Origin of the sequence: Corynebacterium pseudodiphtheriticum (genome assembly GCF_023509295.1) — a bacterium.
Classification (GTDB): Bacteria; Actinomycetota; Actinomycetes; order Mycobacteriales; family Mycobacteriaceae; genus Corynebacterium; species Corynebacterium pseudodiphtheriticum.
In genome coordinates this window covers 110,582-131,669 of sequence record NZ_CP091864.1, presented here as the reverse complement: position 1 = coordinate 131,669, position 21,088 = coordinate 110,582, and the positions used below count along the sequence as shown (strand labels likewise).

Here is a 21,088-nt window from a genome sequence, read left to right as displayed (position 1 = left end):
ATTAAGCACGTGCGCCGTCGACAGCTGCACGCCTGGTTTCGTGCCCGGTGTGCCCTGTGTGCCCGGCGCGCTTGCTGAGCAAGACGTCGGCAAGCAGCATCGCTGCCAAGCTAATTCCGAATAGCGGCAAGAAACCGCCCACGGCCACCAGGAATACTGCAACGATGATCCACTGTGTGCTGCTCAGCTTGGTGCGTGGCCCTGGGATGCCTGCGGTTGCGCCCGGGGTTGGGCGGCGTTTCCACCAGATCAGGTAGCCCAGCACCACCAACCCGGCGATAGCCAGGGCGGTGACCAGCAGCAGGATCTGCAGCGGCAAGCCGAACATGATCCCCATGTGCAGATAGATGCCCCACGAGGTCAGCTTGGAAAACAGTGGCAGCTCGGAAAATGGCAGGCGGTCAATGACTTCGCCGGTCTCACCATCGACGGAAATAGCATCCGAGGTGGTACGCCATTCAGTCCAGCGCTCACTGGCCTGCCAGCCGTGCTCCACGCTTTCGCCTGGGTACATGCGTAATGAACCAGTCAGACCCTCTTCACGAGCCGTCGCCAGAACCTGATCGGCCTGTTCGGCGATTTCCTCCGGGGTCCAAGCACGAGCCTCAGATTCTGCTTCCGCGCCGCCGCCACCGCCGTGGCCAGCGTGTTCCGCGTGCGGGTCTGCCTCTGCTGCCGATTCCCCACTGAGTTCCGTGGTGATCGGATCCGCCCGCCACTGCAACGCTTCCACGGTGCGGTTCACGTTTCCGCCAGCGTAAGTGGACCACGTAATTCCGGTGACCGACAGCGCCAGCATGCCGATGAGCATCCAGGTACCCGTCACACCGTGCAAGTTCACCAAGCGACGACGTCCGCTGCCTTTCTTTTTGCCCTCCTTGGCGTCCTTAACGTCCTTGCCCTCTTGGGCGTCACCATTTTTCGCTTCTTTGCCAGCCCGAGCCTTAGCGAACCCGAATAGCTGCTGCACCTTTTTATTGCGGGAAGCCCACAACACCAGGCCACCCAAGGCAAAGAACCACAACCAGCTGGCCGCCAGCTCCGAGTACAACTCACCTACTGGGCCCAAGTGCATGCTTTCGTGCAGGTGCGAGATCCACCGGCGCAGCGGCAGCTCGCCCAGACCGGAATAAGATGGCTCGTCACCAACGACGGCTCCGGTGTACGGGTTGACGAACACGCTGCGCAGTTCTGCCTCGTCGATGGTTTCATCGATCAGCAGCACGCGGGTGGTCTCACCAGGTTCCGAGGATGGCCACACCTGAGCAATATCCAGATCCGGGAAGGCTTCGTGGGCATTATTCACCTGCTTTTCCAGCGAGATGGTGTTGGTAACGCCTTCCGCCCAAGGTGGCGGGGTGACGGTCAGTACGTCTTGATACACCAGCTTTTCTGCGGTGGGTGCGACTGCATACAGTGCACCGCTGATGGCGGCGATGAGCAGGAACGGTCCGATGAACATGCCAGCATAGAAATGCAGGCGTCGGAGCAGCGCAACCAGTGCATTGGGTTTGCGTGCGCCACGTTTATTGCGCGCAGAGGTCTCATCGACGGCGCCAGCAGGCATCGTTGCAGATGCTTGCGCTGGGCGATCTTGGCGTAGAGTCATGGACAAAAGCCTTCGGGTTCGGGGACTAAAACTTGTTTTGGTGAAGTTCTCGTCTGCAGCCGCGAACTACACAAAGTAGTCGCACCCCGAATGGAAAAAGTTCCCAAGCAATTTTTAACGTTTCGGGTTAATGATCTTTTCAAGTCAACCGGTTGAAACTTCCCAGCAAAATAGGCATGCGACGCAAAATTGTTAGATTAGCACCCCCTCTAAATTAACAATTTTCGCCAATTTTCCGAATAGTGCGCAATTACGGCTCGCTTGAGCCACACCACCGCGGGGTTTTCCACCACACGATTTAAACTGCTGGGCATGACCTCTCACGCTGCAATGCAGATCTCCGCTGGCAACTACACCGCCACGATCGACCCGCATGGTGCTGGCCTGGCCACCTTGCTTTACGACGAAAAACCCCTGGTAGCGGGCTATCAGCACGCGCGTCCGTTCACCGCCGGAGCACTCCTCGCACCGTGGCCCAACCGTACCGGCGACGGAATCTTTTCCCACCACGGCACCATCCACCGCCTAGCCTGCAACGAGCCCGACCGCAACAATGCCTTGCATGGCTTTGCCGCCGAAGCTGCGTGGGAAATCACCGACCGCTCCCCCGGTGCCGTGACTTTGCAGTGGCAGGGCCCGGCGCGCACCGAATGGGCTTGGCCGCTGCACTATTCCATCACCTGGGCGCTTGCCGACGATGGCCTGTCCGCAGAACTCACTGTCACCAATACCGGCACCGAAACTACCCACCCTGGCACCGAATCCAGCCCTTTCGGCGTGGGCTGGCACCCGTACCTCAGCGCGCTGGGTGCACCGCTGGATGAGTGCACCTTATCCATGCCAGCAGCCACGAATCTGCCGCTCGACCCAGACCGCTTGCTTCCGGCGGGGCCGGAAATTCCGGCCGCGGAGATCGTCGGCAAGCACCAACATATGGAGGGAATAGAGCTGGACCATTGTTTCCGGATGGAGGCACCCCAAACCAGCAGCGATCACGCAGCCCACCAGATCGAGCTGCGCAATGCCGACGGCCACGGCGCCATACTGTGGGCGGATGAGCATTTCAGTTGGTGTCAGGTTTATACTTCCCCGGAATCTGCCCCGAGTATCGGCCGGGCTGTCGCCGTGGAACCGATGACGTGCCCGCCAAATGCGCTGCGCAGTGACGAAAGTTTGCTGCAGTTGGCGTCGGCAAGCAGCATGAGCTTCCGTTTCGGAATTTCCGCCACTTCGACCCCACCTCACCCTAAACCAACCCTTTAAGGTTATGATGAATGCGCCGAAAAACACCTTTCATGTGATGGTTACCTAACTTGGGTAGTTTTCGCTGCTAGGTGCACATCCATTTTCCTTCACACAGGGACCGAGCGGGCCAGCGATGCAGGTCTTCCTCGGCTTTGGGGAAGGCCTATTTTCCGGGAGGTTCCCGTTATGCAGGAAGACGCCCTGCTTTTGAATGCATCCTGGGTGGACTACACCCTGGTGGCGATTTATTTCTTGTTCGTGCTGGGCATCGGCTGGGCAGCGAAGTCAAAGGTGTCGAGTTCCATCGACTTCTTCTTGTCTGGACGCTCGCTACCAGCCTGGGTGACGGGCCTGGCCTTTATTTCCGCCAACCTGGGTGCCGTCGAGATCGTCGGCATGTCCGCCAACGGTGTGCAGTACGGCTTCGAAACGATGCACTACTTCTGGATCGGCGCAATCCCAGCGATGGTATTCCTGGGTATCGTGATGATGCCGTTCTACTACGGCTCCAAGGTTCGTTCGGTCCCCGAGTTTATGCGCCGTCGTTTCGGTAATGGTGCGCACCTGGTCAACGCCTTGTCGTTTGCCTTGGCGCAGCTGCTGATCGCCGGTATTAACCTGTTGCTGCTGGCCAAAGTCGTCAACTCACTGCTGGGTTGGCCACTGTGGGTCACGCTGGTGATCGCCGCCGTCATCGTGCTCTCCTACATCACCTTGGGCGGCCTGTCGGCTGCCATCTACAACGAGGTGCTGCAGTTCTTCGTCATCATCGCTGCCCTGCTGCCACTGACCCTGATCGGTTTGCACAGCGTCGGCGGCTGGTCTGGGCTGAAGGAAAAAGTAGCTGATCCGAGCCACTTCAGCGCTTGGCCCGGTACGGAAATTTCTGGTTTTGACCACCCCATCGTTTCCGCGATTGGCCTCGTCTTCGGCCTCGGCTTCGTGCTTTCCTTCGGTTACTGGACCACCAACTTCGTTGAGGTGCAGCGTTCCATGGCTGCGGATTCGTTGTCGTCGGCACGCAAAACCCCGATCATTGGTGCGTTCCCGAAGATGTTCGTGCCGTTCATCGTCGTCATCCCGGGCATGATCGCCGGAGCCACCGTCACCCCACTGATGGATGGTTCTGCAGAACCCAACGACGCCATGCTGTACCTGATGCGCGATCTGTTGCCGAACGGCCTGCTGGGTATCGCTTTGGCTGGTCTGCTGGCTGCATTCATGGCTGGTATGGCCGCGAATATTTCCGCATTCAACACCGTGTTCTCCTATGACCTGTGGCAAACCTACGTGGTCAAAGACCGCGAGGACGACTACTACACCCGCGTCGGCCGCTTGGCGACAATCGGCGCCACCGTCATTGCCGTGTTCACTGCACTGCTGGCGTCGAACTTCGGCAACGTCATGGACTACCTGCAAACCTTGTTCGGCTTCTTCAACGCGCCGCTGTTCGCCACCTTCATCCTGGGTATGTTCTGGAAGCGCATGACCCCGACCGCTGGTTGGGCTGGTCTGGTTGCCGGTACTGGTTCTGCGATTGTTTATTGGGCGATTGCTACCTTCTCTGCTGTCGAAGCTGGCCTGTTCAACCTGCCGGGCCAAGGCACCGCGTTTGTCGCAGCATCGCTGGCCTTCGTCGTGGACATCCTAGTTTCCATCGTCGTGTCCCTGGTCACCAAGCCAAAGCCGGACGAGGAGCTGGTGGGCTTCGTCAAGTCCGTCACCCCGAAGGAAAACCTCACAGATTCCACCGAAGATGGCCTACCGTGGTACCGCCGCACTATCCCGTTGGGTGTGTTGTGCCTGGTGTTGGTCGTTATCCTCAACATCATCTTCATCTAGCAAGGAGCACGCATAATCATGAGTACACAAGGATCGCAGCGCTCCCACACCGCCGGCGCATTCGATATCCGTAACGTCATCGGCGCACTGCTGGGCCTGTACGGCCTGATCTTGCTGCTGAGCTTCTTCTTCCTGGACCCGGGCGTGGATGCCGCGACGGGTGCAGCGAAGGATTCCTCATATAACCTGTGGACCGGCGTGGCGATGCTGATCGCCGCCGGTGTGTTCTTCTGGTGGACGAAGGCCAATCCGATCAAAATCGACGAGGCTGAAGCTAGCGCTGCAGCTGAGGCTAGCGCTGCAGCCGAAGCCAATCCCGACGATTCCACCACCCGTTAAGTCTGGAGTTTTCCATGCAGCATCCGATGCGCATTACCCGCACCCAGCTTGCCGACGGCCGCGAGCTGCTCTACTTCGATGACACGCCAGAGTTCGTCTCCGGCGAACGCACCCGCACGCTTGTCGACGAACGCGAGTTACCCGCCGCCAGCAGCGCTTCGGAGCTGCGCCAGGATCCACTGACCGGCGCCTGGTATACCTATGCCGCGCACCGGATGAACCGCACTTTTTTGCCGCCGGCGAATGAGAACCCGCTGGCACCGACGCGTCCAGGCCAGTTGCCCACCGAGATTCCTGCCGACGACTACGACGTCGTAGTGTTCCAGAACCGCTTCCCGTCGCTGGCGCAGTCGGAATCGCAGGCTGACTTGGGTGCTGGCTCTGACCCTGCAACAGGCACGGCCACGCCCGCTTTCGTGCCCAGCAAACCCGGGCACGGCCGCTGCGAAGTAGTCTGTTTTACCCCGGATTCACAGGTGTCTTTCCGGGACCTGCCGTATACCCGGGCCCGCACCATCGTCGAGGCCTGGGCGCACCGCACCAAAGAACTCTCTGAGCTGCCCGGCATCGAGTACGTCTACCCGTTTGAAAACCGGGGCGAGGAAATCGGCGTCACCCTGCAGCACCCGCATGGCCAGATTTATGCTTATCCGTTCGTTCCGGAGCGCGCCGCGCAGATCGCTACCCGCGCGCAGGAATTTCGGGAAGCGCAAGGCGGGTCTGGCGCTGGCACTGGCACTGGTGGCGCTGAAACCGGCCCAGACCTGTTCGATCACATCCTGGAATGCGAGCATGCCGACGGCCAGCGCGTCGTCGTCCACGGCGAGTATTTCACGGCGTTCGTGCCCGCCGCGGCAAAGTGGCCGGTGGAGATCATGCTGGTCCCGCACCGCGCGGTGCCGAATTTCGCGGAACTGCACGATGCCGAAAAAGACGAGTTGACGCGGTTGTACCTGGATATTCTCGGGCGCATGGATCGCTTTTTCGACGGCGTCGAACGCACCCCGTATATTGCGTCGTGGAACCAGGCCCCGGTCAATGCGCCGGAAGATGGCCGCTTGCACCTGCAGCTGTTTTCGTTGATGCGCTCGCCGGGCCGCATGAAGTTCTTGGCTGGTAGTGAGTCCGGCCAGGGGGCCTGGATTTCCGATACCACCCCGGAGCGCATCGCCGCACGATTCCGGGAAGTCGCCGACATCAAAGAAGTTGCAGAAAACGAGGAAATCGCCGAAAAAGAGGTAGCTGATCACGATGGTTAATTGGTTTTCCACCCGCAGCACTGAACAAGCAATCGCCGATGTCACCGCGCTGTTCCGCGAGCACTTCGGAGCTGCAAAGCCCGCTGACCCCGCCGGCGTGTGGTCTGCGCCGGGGCGGGTGAACCTGATCGGTGAGCACGTCGACTATGCCGGTGGTATCTGCCTGCCGTTTGCGTTGTCGCAGCGTACTTATGTGGCTGCGGCGCTGAACCACGACGGCGTCTACCGTGTGGTCTCGCAGTTTGGTGCGGAAAACACGCAGGCAGAAACCATGCATGCGGAAATCGCCATGGACCAGGTTTGCCCCGGTTATCCGGATAATTGGGCGGGTTATGTCGTCGGCACGGTCTGGGCCGCGGGCCTCGAGGTTCCGGGCCTGGACATCGCGATTGTCTCGGACGTTCCGGTAGGCGCCGGGTTGTCGAGTTCCGCAGCGCTGGAGTGTTCGGTGGCCCTGGCGGCGGCGGATCTGAGCAAAACCAGCATTGACCGCACCGCTTTGATGCACGCTGCCATCCGCGCGGAAAACGAGGTCGTCGGTGCTTCCACTGGTGGTTTGGACCAGCGCATTGCGTTATTCGCCGAGCCGGGCCACGCGCTTGCGATTGATTTCGCCACCGATTCCACCCACCAGGTGCCGTTCCAGATCGCCGACCGTGGCTTGGCCGTGCTGATCACTAATACGAACGCACCGCATTCGCTTGCCGACGGCCAGTACGCCTCACGTCGTGCCGTCGTCGATGGCGTCACCGCTGATCTGGGAGTCGATAGCCTGCGGTATGCCGACGATGCCGAGGCCGCATCTGCGCGCTGGGCAAGCGCGAATAAGCCGGAAGGGGTGGATGCTGCTGCGTGGCAGGCAACCGTCGGCAAGCGGGTACGGCATATCGTCAGCGAGATTGCCCGTACTGCCACTGCAATCGAGCAACTACGGGCTGGTGATCTGGCAGGCTTTGGCGAATCTATGCAGGCCAGCCACGCGTCGCTGCGCGATGACTATGAGGTCAGCGTGGCGCAGTTGGATGTTTCGGTAGACGTCGCGATGCAACATGGTGCGCTGGGGGCGCGCATGACCGGCGGCGGTTTTGGTGGTTCGTCGATTGCTTTGTTGCCTTCTGAGAACGTGGAGGTGGCCGCGGAGGCCATCGCGCGGGCTTTTGCCGAGGCCGGTTTCGCCGAACCCGAGTTTGCGGTGGCGCTGCCAGGGGCGGGTGCGCGTCGGGAAGCATAGCGCGAGCTGCGGGTTTTATTCCTACTAGTCTATTTATCGCTTTTCTACCCGACCATTCATCACCCCATTAGCACGCCGTTTATCACGCCTTTATCCGACCGTTTATCACCACACCACCGCACCGACTAAGGTATGTGCCGTGTTGCGTACCATGTTGAAATCCAAGATTCACCGAGCCACAGTCACGCAGGCTGATCTGCATTATGTCGGCTCGTGCACCATCGACGCCGCGCTGATGGAGGCCGCGGACATTCTCGAAGGCGAGCAGATCGACATCGTCGACATCAACAACGGCAATCGTCTGACCACTTATGCGATCACCGGTGAGCGCGGGTCGGGCATCATCGGAATCAATGGTGCGGCCGCGCGACTAATCAACCCGGGTGACCTGGTGATCATCATCGCGTATGCGCAGTACAGCGACGAAGAACTGCGCGATTATCGCTCGCGGGTGATTTTCGTCGACGAGCAGAATAAGCAGCTGGAATCCGGCGCCGATCCCGCGCATGCTCCGGAAGGCTCGGATCTGCTGAACCCCCGGCGCCCGGAATAACTGGCCCCGGGGCGCCCGCAAAATGAGCTAGCCGATATCACTAAGTTTTAGAGAATCACAGAACCAAAGAGGTAGCCCAGCAGCACAGAGCTGGCGATGCTGACCACGCCCGGGATCAGGAATGGGTGGTTGAACACTGCTTTGCCGATGCGCGTGGTGCCGGTGTCGTCCATTTCGACGGCCGCCAGCAGCGTTGGGTACGTCGGCAAGATAAAGAGTGCGGATACTGCCGGGAAGGCTGCGACGGCTGTGACCGGGTTGACACCGAGGGCAAGTGCCGCTGGCATGAGCGCTTTGGTCGTCGCTGCTTGCGAGTACAGCAGTGCCGCGCCGAAGAAGAGGACCACCGCAAGCAACCATGGCGAAGATTCCAGGACACCACCGGCGAGGTTTTGAATGTCATCGAGGTAGTGGTTGATCAGCGTGGTTCCGAGCCAAGCCACACCCAATACGCACACGCAGGCAGACATGCCTGATTTGAAAACCGGGGTGTTGAGAACGTCGCCAGCGGGGACTTTGGTGAGCATGACGATGATCGTCGCCGCAGTCAGCATGACCGTCATAATGGCTTCATTTCGCGGCAAGGTTGGCTCGGCGATGAGGCCAACCTGATCGGAGGTGATAGTTGCCCAAGCCATGACGATGACGATGGCGGCGAGGAAAATCAAAACGGAGGCTTTGGCACCAGCTTGCGGCTGGTAGTTTTTTGCCCCGAGTGGTTCTGCCACCAAGCCTTGTGCTTTGCGCTCCAGGTAGACGGGGTCATCGGCAAGTTCTTTGCCGAATTTATTGGCTAACCAGGCGGCCGGGAAGATTGAAATGAAGGTCGCCGGGATGACAACCGCGAGCACCTGCAGGTAGCCAACGCCCATAGGTTCCAGCAGGCCAGCCAACAACACGACGGCGGCGGAAATCGGTGAGGCACAGATGGCCATTTGCGAAGCAACAACGGCTACCGACAAGGGGCGTGATGGGCGCACTTTGCCTTCTTTTGCTACCTCTACGATGACCGGAAGCGTCGAAAAGGCCGTGTGACCAGTGCCTGCGAGCACTGTCATCAGCCAGGTAACTACTGGCGCGTAGAAGGTAATGCGCTTGGGGTGTTTACGCAGGAAACGCTCGGCAATGTGCACGAGGTAGTCCATGCCGCCAGCACGTTGCATCGCTGCGATCGCCGCGATGACCGTCATGATGATGGCGATGACGTCGAAAGGAATATCTTCCCGGGTTACGGGAATTCCAGAAAGGCCCAGCAGAACGACGCCTAAACCGCCGGCCATACCGATGCCGATGGAACCAATTCGTGCGCCGAGGAAGATGGCGCCGAGCACGATAGCAATGTGAACAATAACCACGCCCATGCTCCCTTTCATTTTCTTGTAGCTGCTTGTAGTTGCCTATGGCTGCTTTGACTGCTTGTAACTCTGTTTAGTTGTTTACAGTTATGCCCGCACTTCCATTGTCTCGCACTCAGTCGGTTTGGTTTTCAAAATCAGGGCATTTGTGGTGCTCCCCATATGTGTTTTATCCCTCCTCACGCCGACGGATTTTTAGCCAAACGCCTGCCAAAACTGGACCACGCCGTTAACCGCCAAAACTAGGTCACTGGCTGCCAAGAACTCGCCCGCAACGATTCGAACATAAATAATTTTTCATATCCAGCAGACTAGCAGATCGATGCGACAAATACGAACATGCCTTCTAGTTCAACAAAACAGCCATGATCTCGTGCATTCTCGAGAAACAACCCCAAAACCTTGCCATTATAAGCAGTTTTACACGCATATTCACACACAACACCCAAGTTCGCCAGGGTTCCATAGCACCGTGTCCCAAATTTATGGGGCATACTTTCATTCGAACACCATTGCTTTTTATTCTTTTCATCGCTAGACTAAAATCATTCTAGTTAGCAATCACGTTCGGGGAGGGACGTCGTGGCAAAGAACAACCATCGCCGCAAGAGCCAGCAAGGCGTCCAGCATTCTTCTGAGTTCCCAGAGGTATATTTCACCCACTGCAATCCACACGATAAAGACGCCATGACGATGCTGGAGCTGCGTCGTCACGCTTATTTTGCGTGGAAACGAATCACTGATCTTGCCAGCGATGATTACGACCTCATGTTGCGGTATATCACTGCAGCCAGCGGTGTTGGCAACCACAAGGCCGGTGACATCGCCAGCGCGTTTTACCGCATGTCAGACCTTCCGCAGCTGCGCAAGCTAGCAACCTCGATGTGGCAATTAGATCTCGAACATTGGATCACCATTGATCGTGCTCTGAATAAAGCAGGTGCCGTCAATGCCAGCCTGTTTGCCGCCATCGATGAGCTGCTCGTAGATCTCCTCACTCCTACCAAACCTAACCAGCAGATGGCGTCGAGAAGAGTCATAAGAAACCGGATCATTCGCGAAATTGATGCCCTTGATTCCTCGGTGCGCAAAGACAAGAAGAAGGAATCACCCAGGAAAACCTACGATGTTAACGGTATTCCCGATTTTGAGCGCAACGATACCGATACGCATGAAATTCGCTTCGATACTGACGCCACTACCGCCGTGACAATCGATGCACACATCCGTGAGCACGCGCAGCAGTCCGGTCTTTCGCTTCGCGACGCCACCATCGATCTGCTCTTGGGTAAAGCACACACATCCGTGACCCTGAATTGCTACCGCGCCACCGACGTTGCCGACGCCCCACTATTCATCTCTACAGATACCGGCGCCGGTGTAACCACACTGTTTGGCACCGCTGCCGATAGCCTCGCCGATAAGGCAGACAAGCACCACGACATGGATGCCACCGCCCACCACGAAGTCACAGGCTATGCCACCACACCAACCATGCGCGCAGCCGTAACCGGACGCGATGGACACTGCCGCTACCCAGGCTGCGAGGAACCCGCAACCACGTGCCAAATGGACCACGTCATCGAATACCACAACGGCGGGCCAACAACCCCAGCCAACCTCATTTCACTATGCCAACACCACCACAACATCAAAACCGACAAACGCGCCCGCCCCATCTTCGAACCAGCCACCGCAACCATCGTATGGTTATTCGCCGACGGCACCTGGCAATCCACCGAAGCAGAAGGCCCACTAGCTAAGCCGAACCGCCGATGGGTACAAAACGTGGCACAGAAAATGTCGTGCTACCGCAAAGCACAGCGCGAGGAAGCACAAAAAATGCAGCGCCTGGCCGCAGAGAACAACCAAGCAGATACACCGGGCATGTCGAACTCATCGCAGACCTCGAAAGCATCCAGAACTTCTAGGGCGTCAAGAACATCGGAAACAATGACGGAGGAGCAACAGCTCTGGTACAGCGACATTTTAAAACTACAAAGCATGCTGAATCACGACAGTTTCCGCACGATCAAAATTGCCGCCTGCCGGAAACACATCGACAAAATCCAAGAAGCAATTACTGCGATACGGAACCTCGAGCCAGTGGCAGAATCCCGGGATCGCACACACGAGTCCACCATCACTCAGCCCGAGGTTGCAGGCGACCCCTGGGTGGCGGCCGCCCAGCAGAAGTCTGATGCCGTGCCGCCGTTTTAAACTGGGTCGTACTAGTCAGACCAGTCAACAAACGTTGTGTGTTCCTTTTCCACACCGGTGAGCACATCATAAGAAGCACACAACTCGCCATCTTGGTTAAGCAGCTGTGCATCCCAATAAACATCACCATAAATTTCGGTTTCTCGGGGCTTGATCTGTTTGCAGGTCAGCACCACTTGGATGGAAGTACCAGCAGGAACCGGGGTGACAAACTTCAGGTTTTCCAAGCCGATATTAGCCAACACCGGGCCTGGCGCGGGTTCCACAAACAATCCAGCCGCCCAAGAAACCAGCAAGTAGCCGTGTGCTACTTGGCTCGGGAAGAACGGATTCGCTGCAGCCGCTTTCGCGTCCGTGTGGGCGTAGAATTGATCACCAGTGAAATCTGCAAAGGCGATGATGTCTTCCAGACGCACTTCACGGAAATCAGATACAAACTGGTCACCAATTTCTAGCTCCGCAATCGATTTACGGAATGGGTGCACCCCTCGACCAGTTTCTACGTCTTCTCGCGACACAGTGTTCGCCTTCGCCCCCCGATGCCAAATGCCGGTAATGGCAGTCAGATGATCAGGTGTTCCTTGGATCGCAACCCTCTGCATGTGGTGCTTAATGGAACGTACACCTCCTAGTTCTTCACCACCACCGGCACGACCTGGCCCTCCGTGAATGAGATTCGGTAGTGGAGAACCATGCCCAGTCGAAGTTTTCGCATCGTCACGATCAAGGAAATGTAACCGCCCATGGTGCGCCCCAACTCCGCGAGCAAACTCAGCAGCAATTTCTGGGTCGTGAGTAATCACCGACGCAACCAAGGAACCTCGGCCACGCGCAGCCAATTCGATCGCTTCCACAGTGTCCGAATACCCAACAATAGAAACCACGGGCCCAAAAGCCTCGACTTCATGGACCGCCGACGCATAAGGGTCATCAAAGGTGAACACCGTAGGAGCAAAGTATGCGCCGTCCAATTCATCAGGACCACCGCATACCACCTGTCCACCCGCATCTGCTAAACGACTAACCGCGGCTGCAACATCGGCGCGTTGCTCTACAGAGACCAGTGGACCCATCGTCGCATTTTCATCCCGCGGATCTCCGACGACCACTTTCTCTGCTAAACGATCACGCAACGCTTGTGCCACAGTTTCTTTTAGAGGGTTGGGCACCAATACACGACGGATAGCAGTACATTTCTGTCCGGCTTTTGCAGTCATTTCGGCGAAGACTGCCTTGATAAAAATGGCGAATTCCGGATCTTCCGGCGACACATCAGCCCCCAGGATGGCGGCATTCAGCGAGTCAGCCTCAGAACTGAACTGCACACCGTTTTCTGCAACGTTACGATGAGCGCGTAACTTCTGCGCTGTCGCCGCAGACCCTGTGAAGGCCACTTGATCCCGGTAATCCAAATAGTCCAACAAATCGCGGGCTGAACCCGAAATCAACTGAATAGCCCCCTCGGGCAAAATTCCGGATTCAACCATGAATTTCACGCAAGACTGCGTCACATAGCCCGAAGGGGTACCTGGTTTGACGATAGTGGGAATTCCCGCGATGAAAGCAGGAGCAAATTTTTCCAACATTCCCCATACCGGGAAGTTAAATGCATTAATCTGGACAGCAATTCCCTGCTGCGGAACAAAAATATGTGTGCCTAGAAACGAACCATCAGCAGACAATACTTCCGGTTCAGTAGCATCGACGATGACCTGAGAATTGGGTAACTCTTTCCGTGCTTTGGACGAAATAACCAGTGCGGTGGTAATTCCACCATCAACATCGACGAAATTGTCCCGCTTATTGGCTCCGGTTTTATGTGCAAGTGCATTTAACTCATCCCGGTGCTTTTTCAGGTACAGACCCATCTCTTTAATCATCATCGCGCGCTCATGCAGGGTGTACTTCTGTAGGTTTTTTGCGCCTACATCACGTGCATAATTCACCGCAGAAGCAATATCTAAACCTTTGGCACTGAAATGACAGACCACCTCACCGGTTGCCGCATCTCGTACTTGTGCTGCATCGGAAACGTCTTCTGGTGTTACCCACTGACCACGGAGATAGCTTGGTACGACCTGAACCTTTTCTTCCAACTTGGAAGTATTTACTGTTGTCGTTGTCATTATGTAATCCTTTCTTTTGTGAGAAGCGCCCTATAGTGGTTGTGACGGTCCACAAGTGTTATGAATTTTGAAGGAGCCGATGATGGCTGAAAATCCCACATGGAAAATTGTTCTTGGTGAATTAGACGAAAAGATGGGCGTAGAAGTTCTGGAGCAATCTCCAGAAACTGTCGTTGCCCGGATGCCGATTGACGGGAACCGCCAATCTTTGGGTCTGCTACACGGCGGAGCCATGGTGTGTTTGGCGGAAGCAGTAGGCTCCTGGGCTGCAGTTATCCATGCTTCTCGGTTTGGCAAGGTCGCCGTCGGAGTAGATATCAATGCAACTCACCATTCATCTGGAAAAAACGGTTGGGTAACTGCAACAGCAACGGCGATCCGCCTGGGCAAAACTATATGCAGCCACGAAATTGTAATCACCGACGACGTCGGCAAGCGTTTGTGCACAGCCCGCATCAGCAATGCCATCGTTGACCCGCGGAATTAGCACTAGGAATCACCGCTGTAATCGTAAAACCCTTTGCCGGTTTTTCGTCCGAGCTCACCACGTTCCACCATTTCTCGCATGAGTTTGGGCGGGGCGAACCGTTCGCCTAAGGTCTCTTCTAAATATTCCGCAATCCCCAACCGGACATCTAGGCCTACAATGTCAGTTAGTTCTAGTGGACCGACTGGGAATTTGTACCCCAGCACCATAGCGTTATCGATGTCTTTCGGGCTCGCTACACCTTGTTCGACCATACGGATAGCTTCCAGCGCGATCGCGACACCAAGCCTCGAGGAAGCAAAACCTGGTGCATCCTTGACCACTACGGGCGTCTTTCCGAGTTTTTCTACCCAACCCTGGGCATCGCTCACTAGTTCTTCCGGTGTGCTCTTAGCTACGACGACTTCGACCAATTTTGATGCTGGTACCGGATTGAAAAAATGAAGTCCGATCACATCATTGGTGACGACATCAGCTAATTCAGACACAGACAACGACGACGTATTCGTCGCAATTACTGCCTTAGGTGATGCTTGTGAAATCGTGGTGAAAGCCTTATTTTTCAGTTCCATTGATTCTGGCACTGCTTCAACCACGAGGCTACAACCAGCAAAAGCTCCAGCATCTGTACTGAGCTGTACACGCTGCATCCATTCATCAACGCTTCCTGCAGCACCACGATCAATCGAGCCGGTTACGGATTTCGTGATGCGCTTACGTGCTGCTTCTAAAGCATCATCATTAATATCGACGACGGTTACTGTTGCACCTGCGGACAGGAACGCATGCGCGATTCCTGCCCCCATTCGCCCACCACCCATGACACCGACCTGGTCTGGGAATCCCTTCGCTGCGATGTGTGGTTCTGAGGTTTCACTCATTGTAATTTCTCCTGGTTCCGGTGCTCTCTAGGTATTCAGTGTCAGCTCACTATGCGCTCACGAGGTGGCTTATCTCTTCTTGCGGTCCAAAAACTCCTGCATCCGTTCAAATTTGGCGTCAGATTCAAACAAAATCGCCTGTGCCAAATTATCTACCTGCGGATGAGCAGCCTCGGGCATGTCCAGTACTTTCTTCGTAATGCGTACTGCCAAAGGATCCTGCTTCGCGATTCGTGCCGCAAGATCGTGTGCTCCTGCCAATAATTCGTCTGCTGAATACAATTCATTGACCAGATGGGCCTCTTTTGCCTCGGCTCCGTCCAGAATTCGCCCGGCTAGCAGGATCTCCTTTGCGACAACTTCACCTACCAATTTTTTCAAGCGGTACGTTCCGCCAGCAGCAGCAATGATTCCGAGCTGCGCTTCTGGTTGGCCAAATTTTGCTCCTGGGGTAGCTACTCTAAAATCTGCTGCTAAAGCCAATTCCAGTCCACCACCCAGTGCAAAACCATCAACTGCAGCAATGACAGGTGCAGGTAACTGCGCGATGCGTTGGAAAATCGTGGAATTAATCCCGCGCAGCGCGTCGTCGCGTCGCCGTTCACGCAACTGGGCAATATCTGCACCCGAGGCAAAGATTGTTTTTTCCCCCCGGGAAGTCTCCACTGTGCAACCAGTGATGACTAAAATCTGCGGGTCTTTTTCCAAAATCCCGCATAACTCATGCAGTTCATCGACCATAACCTGGTCAATTGCGTTACGCACCTGTGGTCTGTCTAACTGCACAAACACACAGTCATCGTGCTGCTGGACCCGGAGGGTACCGAATTCTGGAAAATTCATATCGCCTTTTCCTTGTTTCTAGTGGTCAGAGTTTGGGCTGATCAGATTCGTTCAATAGCGATCGCACAGCCCTGACCAACACCAACACACAGAGTGGCAATGCCTCGTTGTTCTTCAGTGTCCTCCAGCCTGTGCAGCAAAGTAGTGACAAGCCGTGAACCTGAGGATCCTAGTGGATGCCCAAGAGCAATTGCTCCTCCCCAGGCATTGACTTTGGCCTCAGCAAGCTCCAATTCTCGGATGCAAGCAAGCGATTGCGAAGCAAATGCTTCGTTGAGTTCGATTGCATCAACCGAAGCAAGATCCCACCCGGTGACATCCAAAAGTTTCTTTGTTGCGGGGACAGGACCAATTCCCATAATTTCCGGAGGCACACCACAAGCGGTGGAACCTGCGATACGCGCACGCGGGTGCAAACCATATTTTTCAATTGCCGCTTGTGAAGCAACGATCACCGCCGATGCACCATCGTTCAAAGAAGAGGCATTACCTGCGGTTGTTACGTGTCCGCCAGCCACAACCGGAGATAACCGGGACAATACTTCTACCGACGTACCAGGTCGCGGCCCTTCGTCTGTATCAACGACCGTCACTGCGCCTTTACGTCCAACGACGCTGACTGGAACTATCTCCCGATCAAATTTTCCAGCTTCAATCGCTTGCAGAGCGCGTTGGTGTGATTTTACTGCGAATTCATCAGCATCCTCCCGCGATATATTTCGCTGTCGTGCAACTTCCTCTGCGGTTTCCGGCATGGAATAAGTCAATTTGTCTTGTGCCGCAAATTTTTCGTTAACGAAACGCCACCCAATCGCGGTATCAAATATCTCACCTGGTTTGGCAAAGCCTTTAGTCGGTTTTTCCATCACCCAGGGTGCTCGTGACATCGATTCCACTCCGCCGGCAATGACAACATCGGCTTGTCCCGATTGCACCATAGCGCTGGCAATCGAAATCGCGGACATTCCGGATGCACACAACCGATTAATGGTCATGCCTGGAACAGACTCATCGCCACCAGCAAGCAGCCACGCCATACGTGCCACATTCCGGTTTTCTTCTCCTGCACCATTTGCATTACCGTAGATCACTTCATCCACCGCAGTAGTCTCAAGCCCAGTGTCCTCGAGAACGGCTTTGATGGTCAGCGCGGCGAGATCATCCGGACGCACGGCAGATAGTGCCCCTCCATAACGTCCAACCGGAGTTCGTTTCGCAGATACCAAAAAAGCGTCGTTGTTTGCCATGTTGTTGCTTGCCATGTTCTAGTACTCCTTTATTCGTGCGGTCATCGACTGACTGCGTTTGCTTTTACTGACCCGTAAATCTCGGTTCGCGTTTTTCGTTGAAAGCGGCAAAGCCTTCCTTATAGTCCGCTGATGCGCACAATTGAGCCTGAAGCTTGCTTTCCTTATGCAAGCTGTCCCATAAGCCAACTCGCCTGTCACGGATATCAGCCACGAGCTCACGCGATGCCAAAAATGCTTGTGTAGCCCCTTGCGCTGCTGTTTTCGCTTGGCGACGTGTAAACTCCAGCACATCTTCTTCTGGCAGTGCCCGGGAGAATAAGCCCACCTCGACCGCTTCTTTCCCACTCATAAGGTCGCCAGAAATGATCAAATCCATAGTCCGGTGCGTGCCCAACCTTTCGACAAAAAGTGCGTGGCCACCAGAATCGAGGGTTGCCCCGAGCTTGGCAAATGGAGAACCGATTTTTGCGTTTTCTGCAACATAAACCACATCGGTTGCAATGACGAGTCCAAGTCCAACGCCAAGGCACGGACCATGCACCGCTGCGAATGTGGGCGCAGGAAAAGAACTCATTTGCTTAAGCACTGGCGTTAGCTGACGTTCCAAATACTCATAGGCATCATCGTTTTCAGGTTCGATGCCCTTGATGTTTCGTCCCGCGCAAAAACCTTTACCTTCGCCTCGGAGTATTAGTGCTCGTACTCCTGCAGCCGCTGCGTCTGAATATGCCTGGCTTAATTCAGCAATGTCGGCTTCTTGCAACGAATTCATCGCTTTAGGAATGTTGAGAACGACCTCAGCCATGTTGGCCTCGTGATCGAGGTGGAGATCAATCATAAACTGTCCTTTATCTTCGAACTTGGGAGTTGATTCGCAAAGCTTTATGCGTCGTAGTCCACGGTGATCGAATCACCCATGGGTCTGGTTTGGCAGGTGAGAACATAGCCTTGTTCAACTTCGTCTTTTTCCAAAGCAAAATTTTCTTCCATCTCGTATTCACCTTCGAGAACCTTTGCTCTACAGGTGCCACAAACGCCTCCTGCACATGCGAATGGGACATCGGAACGCTGCCGTAATGCCGCGTTCAAGACTGTTTCTTTTGCCGATTCTGGTGACTGAACAGAATCCGAAGATCCATCAAGAGTGAATTTAACCGTGATGTTGTTTCCATCTGGATCTTTTTTCACAGTGGCACCGGCATCAGGACGCGGCCCATCTGTAGGCTTACCAGTGCTAAAGAGCTCGTATCGGATAGCTTTGTCTGCTACCTCGCGCTCTCCGAGTTCACGGCGCACCAATTGCACCAGCTCATACGGACCACACAGGAACCATTCGGACACATCTTCTGTCTGGACGACGTGATCGAGAAGATCATTTAATTTCTCCTCATCAATACGCCCGGAAAACATGGGATTTGGTCGTTGCTGGCGAGACAGTATGTGGTGAACTGAAAAGCGCGTAGGATATTTATCTTTCAGATCGCCAATTTCTTCAGCAAACATCACACTGTCGCCTCCTTTGTTGCCGTAAATCAGCTCAAAGGTAGCGTCGCTTGATTGCTGCAATACCGACTGGGCGATAGCCATGATGGGGGTGATTCCTGATCCTGCAGCCACTGCCACGAGGTGAGGTCGCTTGATCTGTTCTACTTCGTCGGTAATTTGTTGCGGATTGTTCAGCCCAGTGACATGCACCTGCGATGTAAAAGCCCCCTGAGGGTTCATTACATCAATCTCATCACCGACTTGCAGCTCGGTATTTGCCCACGTCGAAAACACACCGCCGAAATCACGCTTGATTCCAACCCGGATTACTCCGCCACCTGGGGAATCACAGATGGAATACGAGCGCCGTACTTCTTTCCCATCAATCGTCGCACGCAGTGCTACATACTGCCCAGGCACATAATCGTAATCGTCCTGTAGATTTTCGGGGACAGCAAAACTTACCTCAACCGAATCGTCAGTCAAGGGCCGAATCTGAGATACCTGCAACGTATTAAACGTGGCTTTTTTCTTTTTTCCGGACTTCTTGTCTGAACTCATATTTGTTTTTTTGTCTGAACTCACTGTTTCTGACGTGGAACTCATTGCTAGTGCACCTTGAAATAATCGAATGGTTCAAAACATGTCTGGCAGTTATAAAGTGCTTTGCAGGACGTTGAACCAAAATGGCTGATTTTTTGTGTATTAGTAGAGCCGCAATGTGGACACGCGACAGGCGATGGCATTCCAATTTGCAGAGGAACTGGTCCACTGAGTACCTTGGCCGATTTACCAGTGGGAGGAGCGATCCCGTATTCACGTAAATCTTTGCGGCCCTGCTCAGTGATCCAATCAGTAGTCCAGGCTGGTTGCAGCACGACATTCACCTCTGCGTGGTCATATCCCGCATCTTGCAGCGCAGCTACTACATCATCTGTGATTGTTTCCATTGCCGGACAACCGGAATAAGTGGGAGTAATAGTGGCAACAGCTGCACCATCGCACAGTTTTGCTTCCCGTAGAATCCCCAGATCAGCAATGGAAATAACTGGAATTTCCGGGTCTGTCACTTGTGCTGCAACATCCCAAATTTTTGCATCCGCCTCATCCTGCGGCCGTAATGGATGTGCAGTTTTCTTTATAGACATAGATTTCAGCTCCTTGCCAGCACCGCAGTACTACTTACCAAGTCGCACCAGGATGTTGCCGTGCAAGTGATTGCATTTCAGCCAAAATATAACCGCGTTGTTCCGAAAAACGACCAGTTCGCTGTCCACTCATCGCTGGTTTCGAGGTCGGAATCTCTAAGCTTGCTTCACGCAGCACATACTGCACGCGCTCATTCCATTCTTCACGCAAACTGGACGGCAAAACTGCAACTTCCGATGCTGAAAGCTCTTCATGGAGTGGAAGGTCTTCAAACAGTTCATCGACATAAGGCCACATATAATAAAGGCCATCTTCAATGCGCTGCTTGGATTCTTCTGTGCCAAGACCAAGTCGAAGAATCCACTGATTCGCATGATCTACGTGGTACTGCGCTTCTTTCAGAGCCTTTGCAGCAATAGCTGCAATGGTCTCATCACTGCTATTAACTAGACGCGCATACAAGCCCAACTGGTAATAGCTGAACAAGAATTGGCGCGCAATTGTTTGCCCAAAGTCTCCATTTTCCTGTTCTACGAGCCGCGCCGAACAGAATTGTTCTTCACTGCGAAAATATGCGAGGTCATCTTCGGTTTTATTCCACGCGGTACCAGCGTAACTTAGGAAAAATCGCGCATGCCCAATCAAATCCAAGGCGATATTTGCTAAAGCGACGTCTTCTTCCATTTCAGGAGCGCGGGAGATCCACCACCCGAGTCGTTGTCCGAGCATTAGTGCATCGTCACCGAGCATAAGCGCATATCGTGCGGTGGTCTCATCGGCACACGCATCAGATTGCTGAATAAACTCGGCCGTAATCCCTTCACCCTGGTTTTGTTTCGTCGCGGATTCAGTATTGGCGAAGCTCATAGGTGGGCCACTCCTTCAGATTTTTCGTAGTAGGTTGCATGGCGGTAGTTCTTGCCAGAGGCTGATTCGAAAAATCCACCTTTAGAATCTGGATCAGAAGATGTGATCGCCTCTGATGGCACCACCCAGACAGAGGTCCCTTCATTACGTCGGGTATACAGATCACGCCCATTACGCAGGGCCATCGTGGCATCGGGGGCGTGCAGCGACCCTGCATGCACATGGGATAGTCCACGTCCAGAACGAACAAAAACTTCCCACAGAGGCCATTGGTTCTTCGTATTATTTTCAGTCATGAGTTTTGCGCTCTCCTTAAAATTCATGCAACGGGTTAATAGCCCAAAAGC

General features: G+C 54.9%; 19 protein-coding genes. 8 read left to right on the top strand and 11 right to left on the bottom strand.

From position 1 onward, the window contains the following. Position 1: 1 nt before the first annotated feature. A complete protein-coding gene (locus tag L9H78_RS00565; protein WP_249620147.1) occupies positions 2-1,609 on the bottom strand; it encodes a PepSY-associated TM helix domain-containing protein in 1,608 nt (535 codons plus the stop codon). Positions 1,610-1,921: 312 nt separating this feature from the next. Here L9H78_RS00565 and L9H78_RS00560 point away from each other — a divergent pair, with 312 nt between their 5' ends. The 6 genes from L9H78_RS00560 (at position 1,922) to panD (ending at position 8,078) form a co-directional block, all read left to right on the top strand. Then, entirely contained in the window at positions 1,922-2,872 is a 951-nt protein-coding gene (locus L9H78_RS00560) for an aldose epimerase family protein (protein WP_249620146.1), read from the top strand. Positions 2,873-3,040: 168 nt separating this feature from the next. Next, the gene (locus tag L9H78_RS00555) at positions 3,041-4,696 is read left to right on the top strand and encodes a sodium:solute symporter family protein (RefSeq protein ID WP_249620145.1); all 1,656 of its coding nucleotides are present in this window, start codon (positions 3,041-3,043) and stop codon (positions 4,694-4,696) included. An 18-nt stretch (positions 4,697-4,714) separates the two neighbouring features. Further along, positions 4,715-5,035: a hypothetical protein gene (locus L9H78_RS00550; RefSeq protein ID WP_249620144.1), complete on the top strand. Its 321-nt coding sequence runs from the start codon at positions 4,715-4,717 to the stop codon at positions 5,033-5,035. Positions 5,036-5,049: 14 nt separating this feature from the next. After that, on the top strand, positions 5,050-6,294 hold the full coding sequence (gene galT, locus L9H78_RS00545) for a galactose-1-phosphate uridylyltransferase (protein ID WP_249620143.1): 1,245 nt from the start codon (positions 5,050-5,052) through the stop codon (positions 6,292-6,294). Next, complete coding sequence (galK, locus tag L9H78_RS00540) at positions 6,287-7,525, top strand: galactokinase (protein WP_249620142.1); 1,239 nt, start codon at positions 6,287-6,289, stop codon at positions 7,523-7,525. Before galT ends, galK begins: the two co-directional genes overlap by 8 nt. A gap of 139 nt (positions 7,526-7,664) precedes the next feature. Next, complete coding sequence (panD, locus tag L9H78_RS00535) at positions 7,665-8,078, top strand: aspartate 1-decarboxylase (RefSeq protein ID WP_249620141.1); 414 nt, start codon at positions 7,665-7,667, stop codon at positions 8,076-8,078. Positions 8,079-8,125: 47 nt separating this feature from the next. Here the strand turns inward: panD and L9H78_RS00530 are convergent, their stop codons facing one another. Beyond that, positions 8,126-9,433, bottom strand: coding sequence for an anaerobic C4-dicarboxylate transporter (locus L9H78_RS00530; RefSeq protein ID WP_249620140.1), 1,308 nt, complete (start codon positions 9,431-9,433; stop codon positions 8,126-8,128). Between the two features lie 582 nt (positions 9,434-10,015). Between L9H78_RS00530 and L9H78_RS00525 the strand changes: the two genes are divergently transcribed. After that, complete coding sequence (locus L9H78_RS00525; RefSeq protein ID WP_249620139.1) at positions 10,016-11,653, top strand: HNH endonuclease signature motif containing protein; 1,638 nt, start codon at positions 10,016-10,018, stop codon at positions 11,651-11,653. An 11-nt stretch (positions 11,654-11,664) separates the two neighbouring features. Here the strand turns inward: L9H78_RS00525 and paaZ are convergent, their stop codons facing one another. After that, positions 11,665-13,779: a phenylacetic acid degradation bifunctional protein PaaZ gene (gene paaZ / locus L9H78_RS00520; protein ID WP_249620138.1), complete on the bottom strand. Its 2,115-nt coding sequence runs from the start codon at positions 13,777-13,779 to the stop codon at positions 11,665-11,667. A gap of 79 nt (positions 13,780-13,858) precedes the next feature. Between paaZ and L9H78_RS00515 the strand changes: the two genes are divergently transcribed. Further along, a complete protein-coding gene (locus tag L9H78_RS00515; protein WP_249620137.1) occupies positions 13,859-14,266 on the top strand; it encodes a PaaI family thioesterase in 408 nt (135 codons plus the stop codon). A 2-nt stretch (positions 14,267-14,268) separates the two neighbouring features. On the opposite strand, the gene L9H78_RS00510 is transcribed toward L9H78_RS00515, so the two are convergent. The 8 genes from L9H78_RS00510 to paaB all read right to left on the bottom strand — a co-directional run bounded on the left by L9H78_RS00510 (position 14,269) and on the right by paaB (position 21,037). Next, positions 14,269-15,147 (bottom strand): 3-hydroxyacyl-CoA dehydrogenase family protein, encoded by an 879-nt coding sequence (locus L9H78_RS00510; protein WP_249620136.1) that lies wholly within the window; start codon positions 15,145-15,147, stop codon positions 14,269-14,271. 69 nt (positions 15,148-15,216) lie between these two features. Beyond that, on the bottom strand, positions 15,217-15,990 hold the full coding sequence (locus L9H78_RS00505) for an enoyl-CoA hydratase/isomerase family protein (protein WP_249620135.1): 774 nt from the start codon (positions 15,988-15,990) through the stop codon (positions 15,217-15,219). A 41-nt stretch (positions 15,991-16,031) separates the two neighbouring features. Beyond that, positions 16,032-17,237, bottom strand: a complete 1,206-nt coding sequence (locus tag L9H78_RS00500; protein ID WP_249620694.1) for an acetyl-CoA C-acyltransferase — start codon at positions 17,235-17,237, stop codon at positions 16,032-16,034. 64 nt (positions 17,238-17,301) lie between these two features. Beyond that, positions 17,302-18,078, bottom strand: coding sequence for an enoyl-CoA hydratase/isomerase family protein (locus L9H78_RS00495; RefSeq protein WP_249620134.1), 777 nt, complete (start codon positions 18,076-18,078; stop codon positions 17,302-17,304). Between the two features lie 44 nt (positions 18,079-18,122). After that, positions 18,123-19,286, bottom strand: coding sequence for a 1,2-phenylacetyl-CoA epoxidase subunit PaaE (gene paaE / locus L9H78_RS00490; protein ID WP_249620133.1), 1,164 nt, complete (start codon positions 19,284-19,286; stop codon positions 18,123-18,125). A 47-nt stretch (positions 19,287-19,333) separates the two neighbouring features. Continuing rightward, on the bottom strand, positions 19,334-19,873 hold the full coding sequence (gene paaD, locus L9H78_RS00485; RefSeq protein WP_249620132.1) for a 1,2-phenylacetyl-CoA epoxidase subunit PaaD: 540 nt from the start codon (positions 19,871-19,873) through the stop codon (positions 19,334-19,336). Between the two features lie 34 nt (positions 19,874-19,907). Further along, on the bottom strand, positions 19,908-20,741 hold the full coding sequence (paaC, locus tag L9H78_RS00480; RefSeq protein ID WP_249620131.1) for a 1,2-phenylacetyl-CoA epoxidase subunit PaaC: 834 nt from the start codon (positions 20,739-20,741) through the stop codon (positions 19,908-19,910). Continuing rightward, complete coding sequence (gene paaB / locus L9H78_RS00475; RefSeq protein ID WP_018120268.1) at positions 20,738-21,037, bottom strand: 1,2-phenylacetyl-CoA epoxidase subunit PaaB; 300 nt, start codon at positions 21,035-21,037, stop codon at positions 20,738-20,740. The genes paaC and paaB overlap by 4 nt, the downstream gene beginning before the upstream one ends. Positions 21,038-21,088 lie beyond the last annotated feature (51 nt).

What these genes read in the sequence shown, in the direction of transcription:
- L9H78_RS00565 (WP_249620147.1), bottom strand. Translation starts at nt 1,609, where the DNA reads ATGACTCTACGCCAAGATCGCCCAGCGCAAGCATCTGCAACGATGCCT.
- L9H78_RS00555 (WP_249620145.1), top strand. Translation starts at nt 3,041, where the DNA reads ATGCAGGAAGACGCCCTGCTTTTGAATGCATCCTGGGTGGACTACACC.
- paaD (WP_249620132.1), bottom strand. Translation starts at nt 19,873, where the DNA reads ATGTCTATAAAGAAAACTGCACATCCATTACGGCCGCAGGATGAGGCG.
- galT (WP_249620143.1), top strand. Translation starts at nt 5,050, where the DNA reads ATGCAGCATCCGATGCGCATTACCCGCACCCAGCTTGCCGACGGCCGC.
- L9H78_RS00550 (WP_249620144.1), top strand. Translation starts at nt 4,715, where the DNA reads ATGAGTACACAAGGATCGCAGCGCTCCCACACCGCCGGCGCATTCGAT.
- paaZ (WP_249620138.1), bottom strand. Translation starts at nt 13,779, where the DNA reads ATGACAACGACAACAGTAAATACTTCCAAGTTGGAAGAAAAGGTTCAG.
- L9H78_RS00510 (WP_249620136.1), bottom strand. Translation starts at nt 15,147, where the DNA reads ATGAGTGAAACCTCAGAACCACACATCGCAGCGAAGGGATTCCCAGAC.
- paaB (WP_018120268.1), bottom strand. Translation starts at nt 21,037, where the DNA reads ATGACTGAAAATAATACGAAGAACCAATGGCCTCTGTGGGAAGTTTTT.
- paaE (WP_249620133.1), bottom strand. Translation starts at nt 19,286, where the DNA reads ATGAGTTCAGACAAGAAGTCCGGAAAAAAGAAAAAAGCCACGTTTAAT.
- L9H78_RS00560 (WP_249620146.1), top strand. Translation starts at nt 1,922, where the DNA reads ATGACCTCTCACGCTGCAATGCAGATCTCCGCTGGCAACTACACCGCC.
- L9H78_RS00495 (WP_249620134.1), bottom strand. Translation starts at nt 18,078, where the DNA reads ATGATTGATCTCCACCTCGATCACGAGGCCAACATGGCTGAGGTCGTT.
- L9H78_RS00515 (WP_249620137.1), top strand. Translation starts at nt 13,859, where the DNA reads ATGATGGCTGAAAATCCCACATGGAAAATTGTTCTTGGTGAATTAGAC.
- paaC (WP_249620131.1), bottom strand. Translation starts at nt 20,741, where the DNA reads ATGAGCTTCGCCAATACTGAATCCGCGACGAAACAAAACCAGGGTGAA.
- L9H78_RS00505 (WP_249620135.1), bottom strand. Translation starts at nt 15,990, where the DNA reads ATGAATTTTCCAGAATTCGGTACCCTCCGGGTCCAGCAGCACGATGAC.
- galK (WP_249620142.1), top strand. Translation starts at nt 6,287, where the DNA reads ATGGTTAATTGGTTTTCCACCCGCAGCACTGAACAAGCAATCGCCGAT.
- L9H78_RS00500 (WP_249620694.1), bottom strand. Translation starts at nt 17,237, where the DNA reads ATGGCAAACAACGACGCTTTTTTGGTATCTGCGAAACGAACTCCGGTT.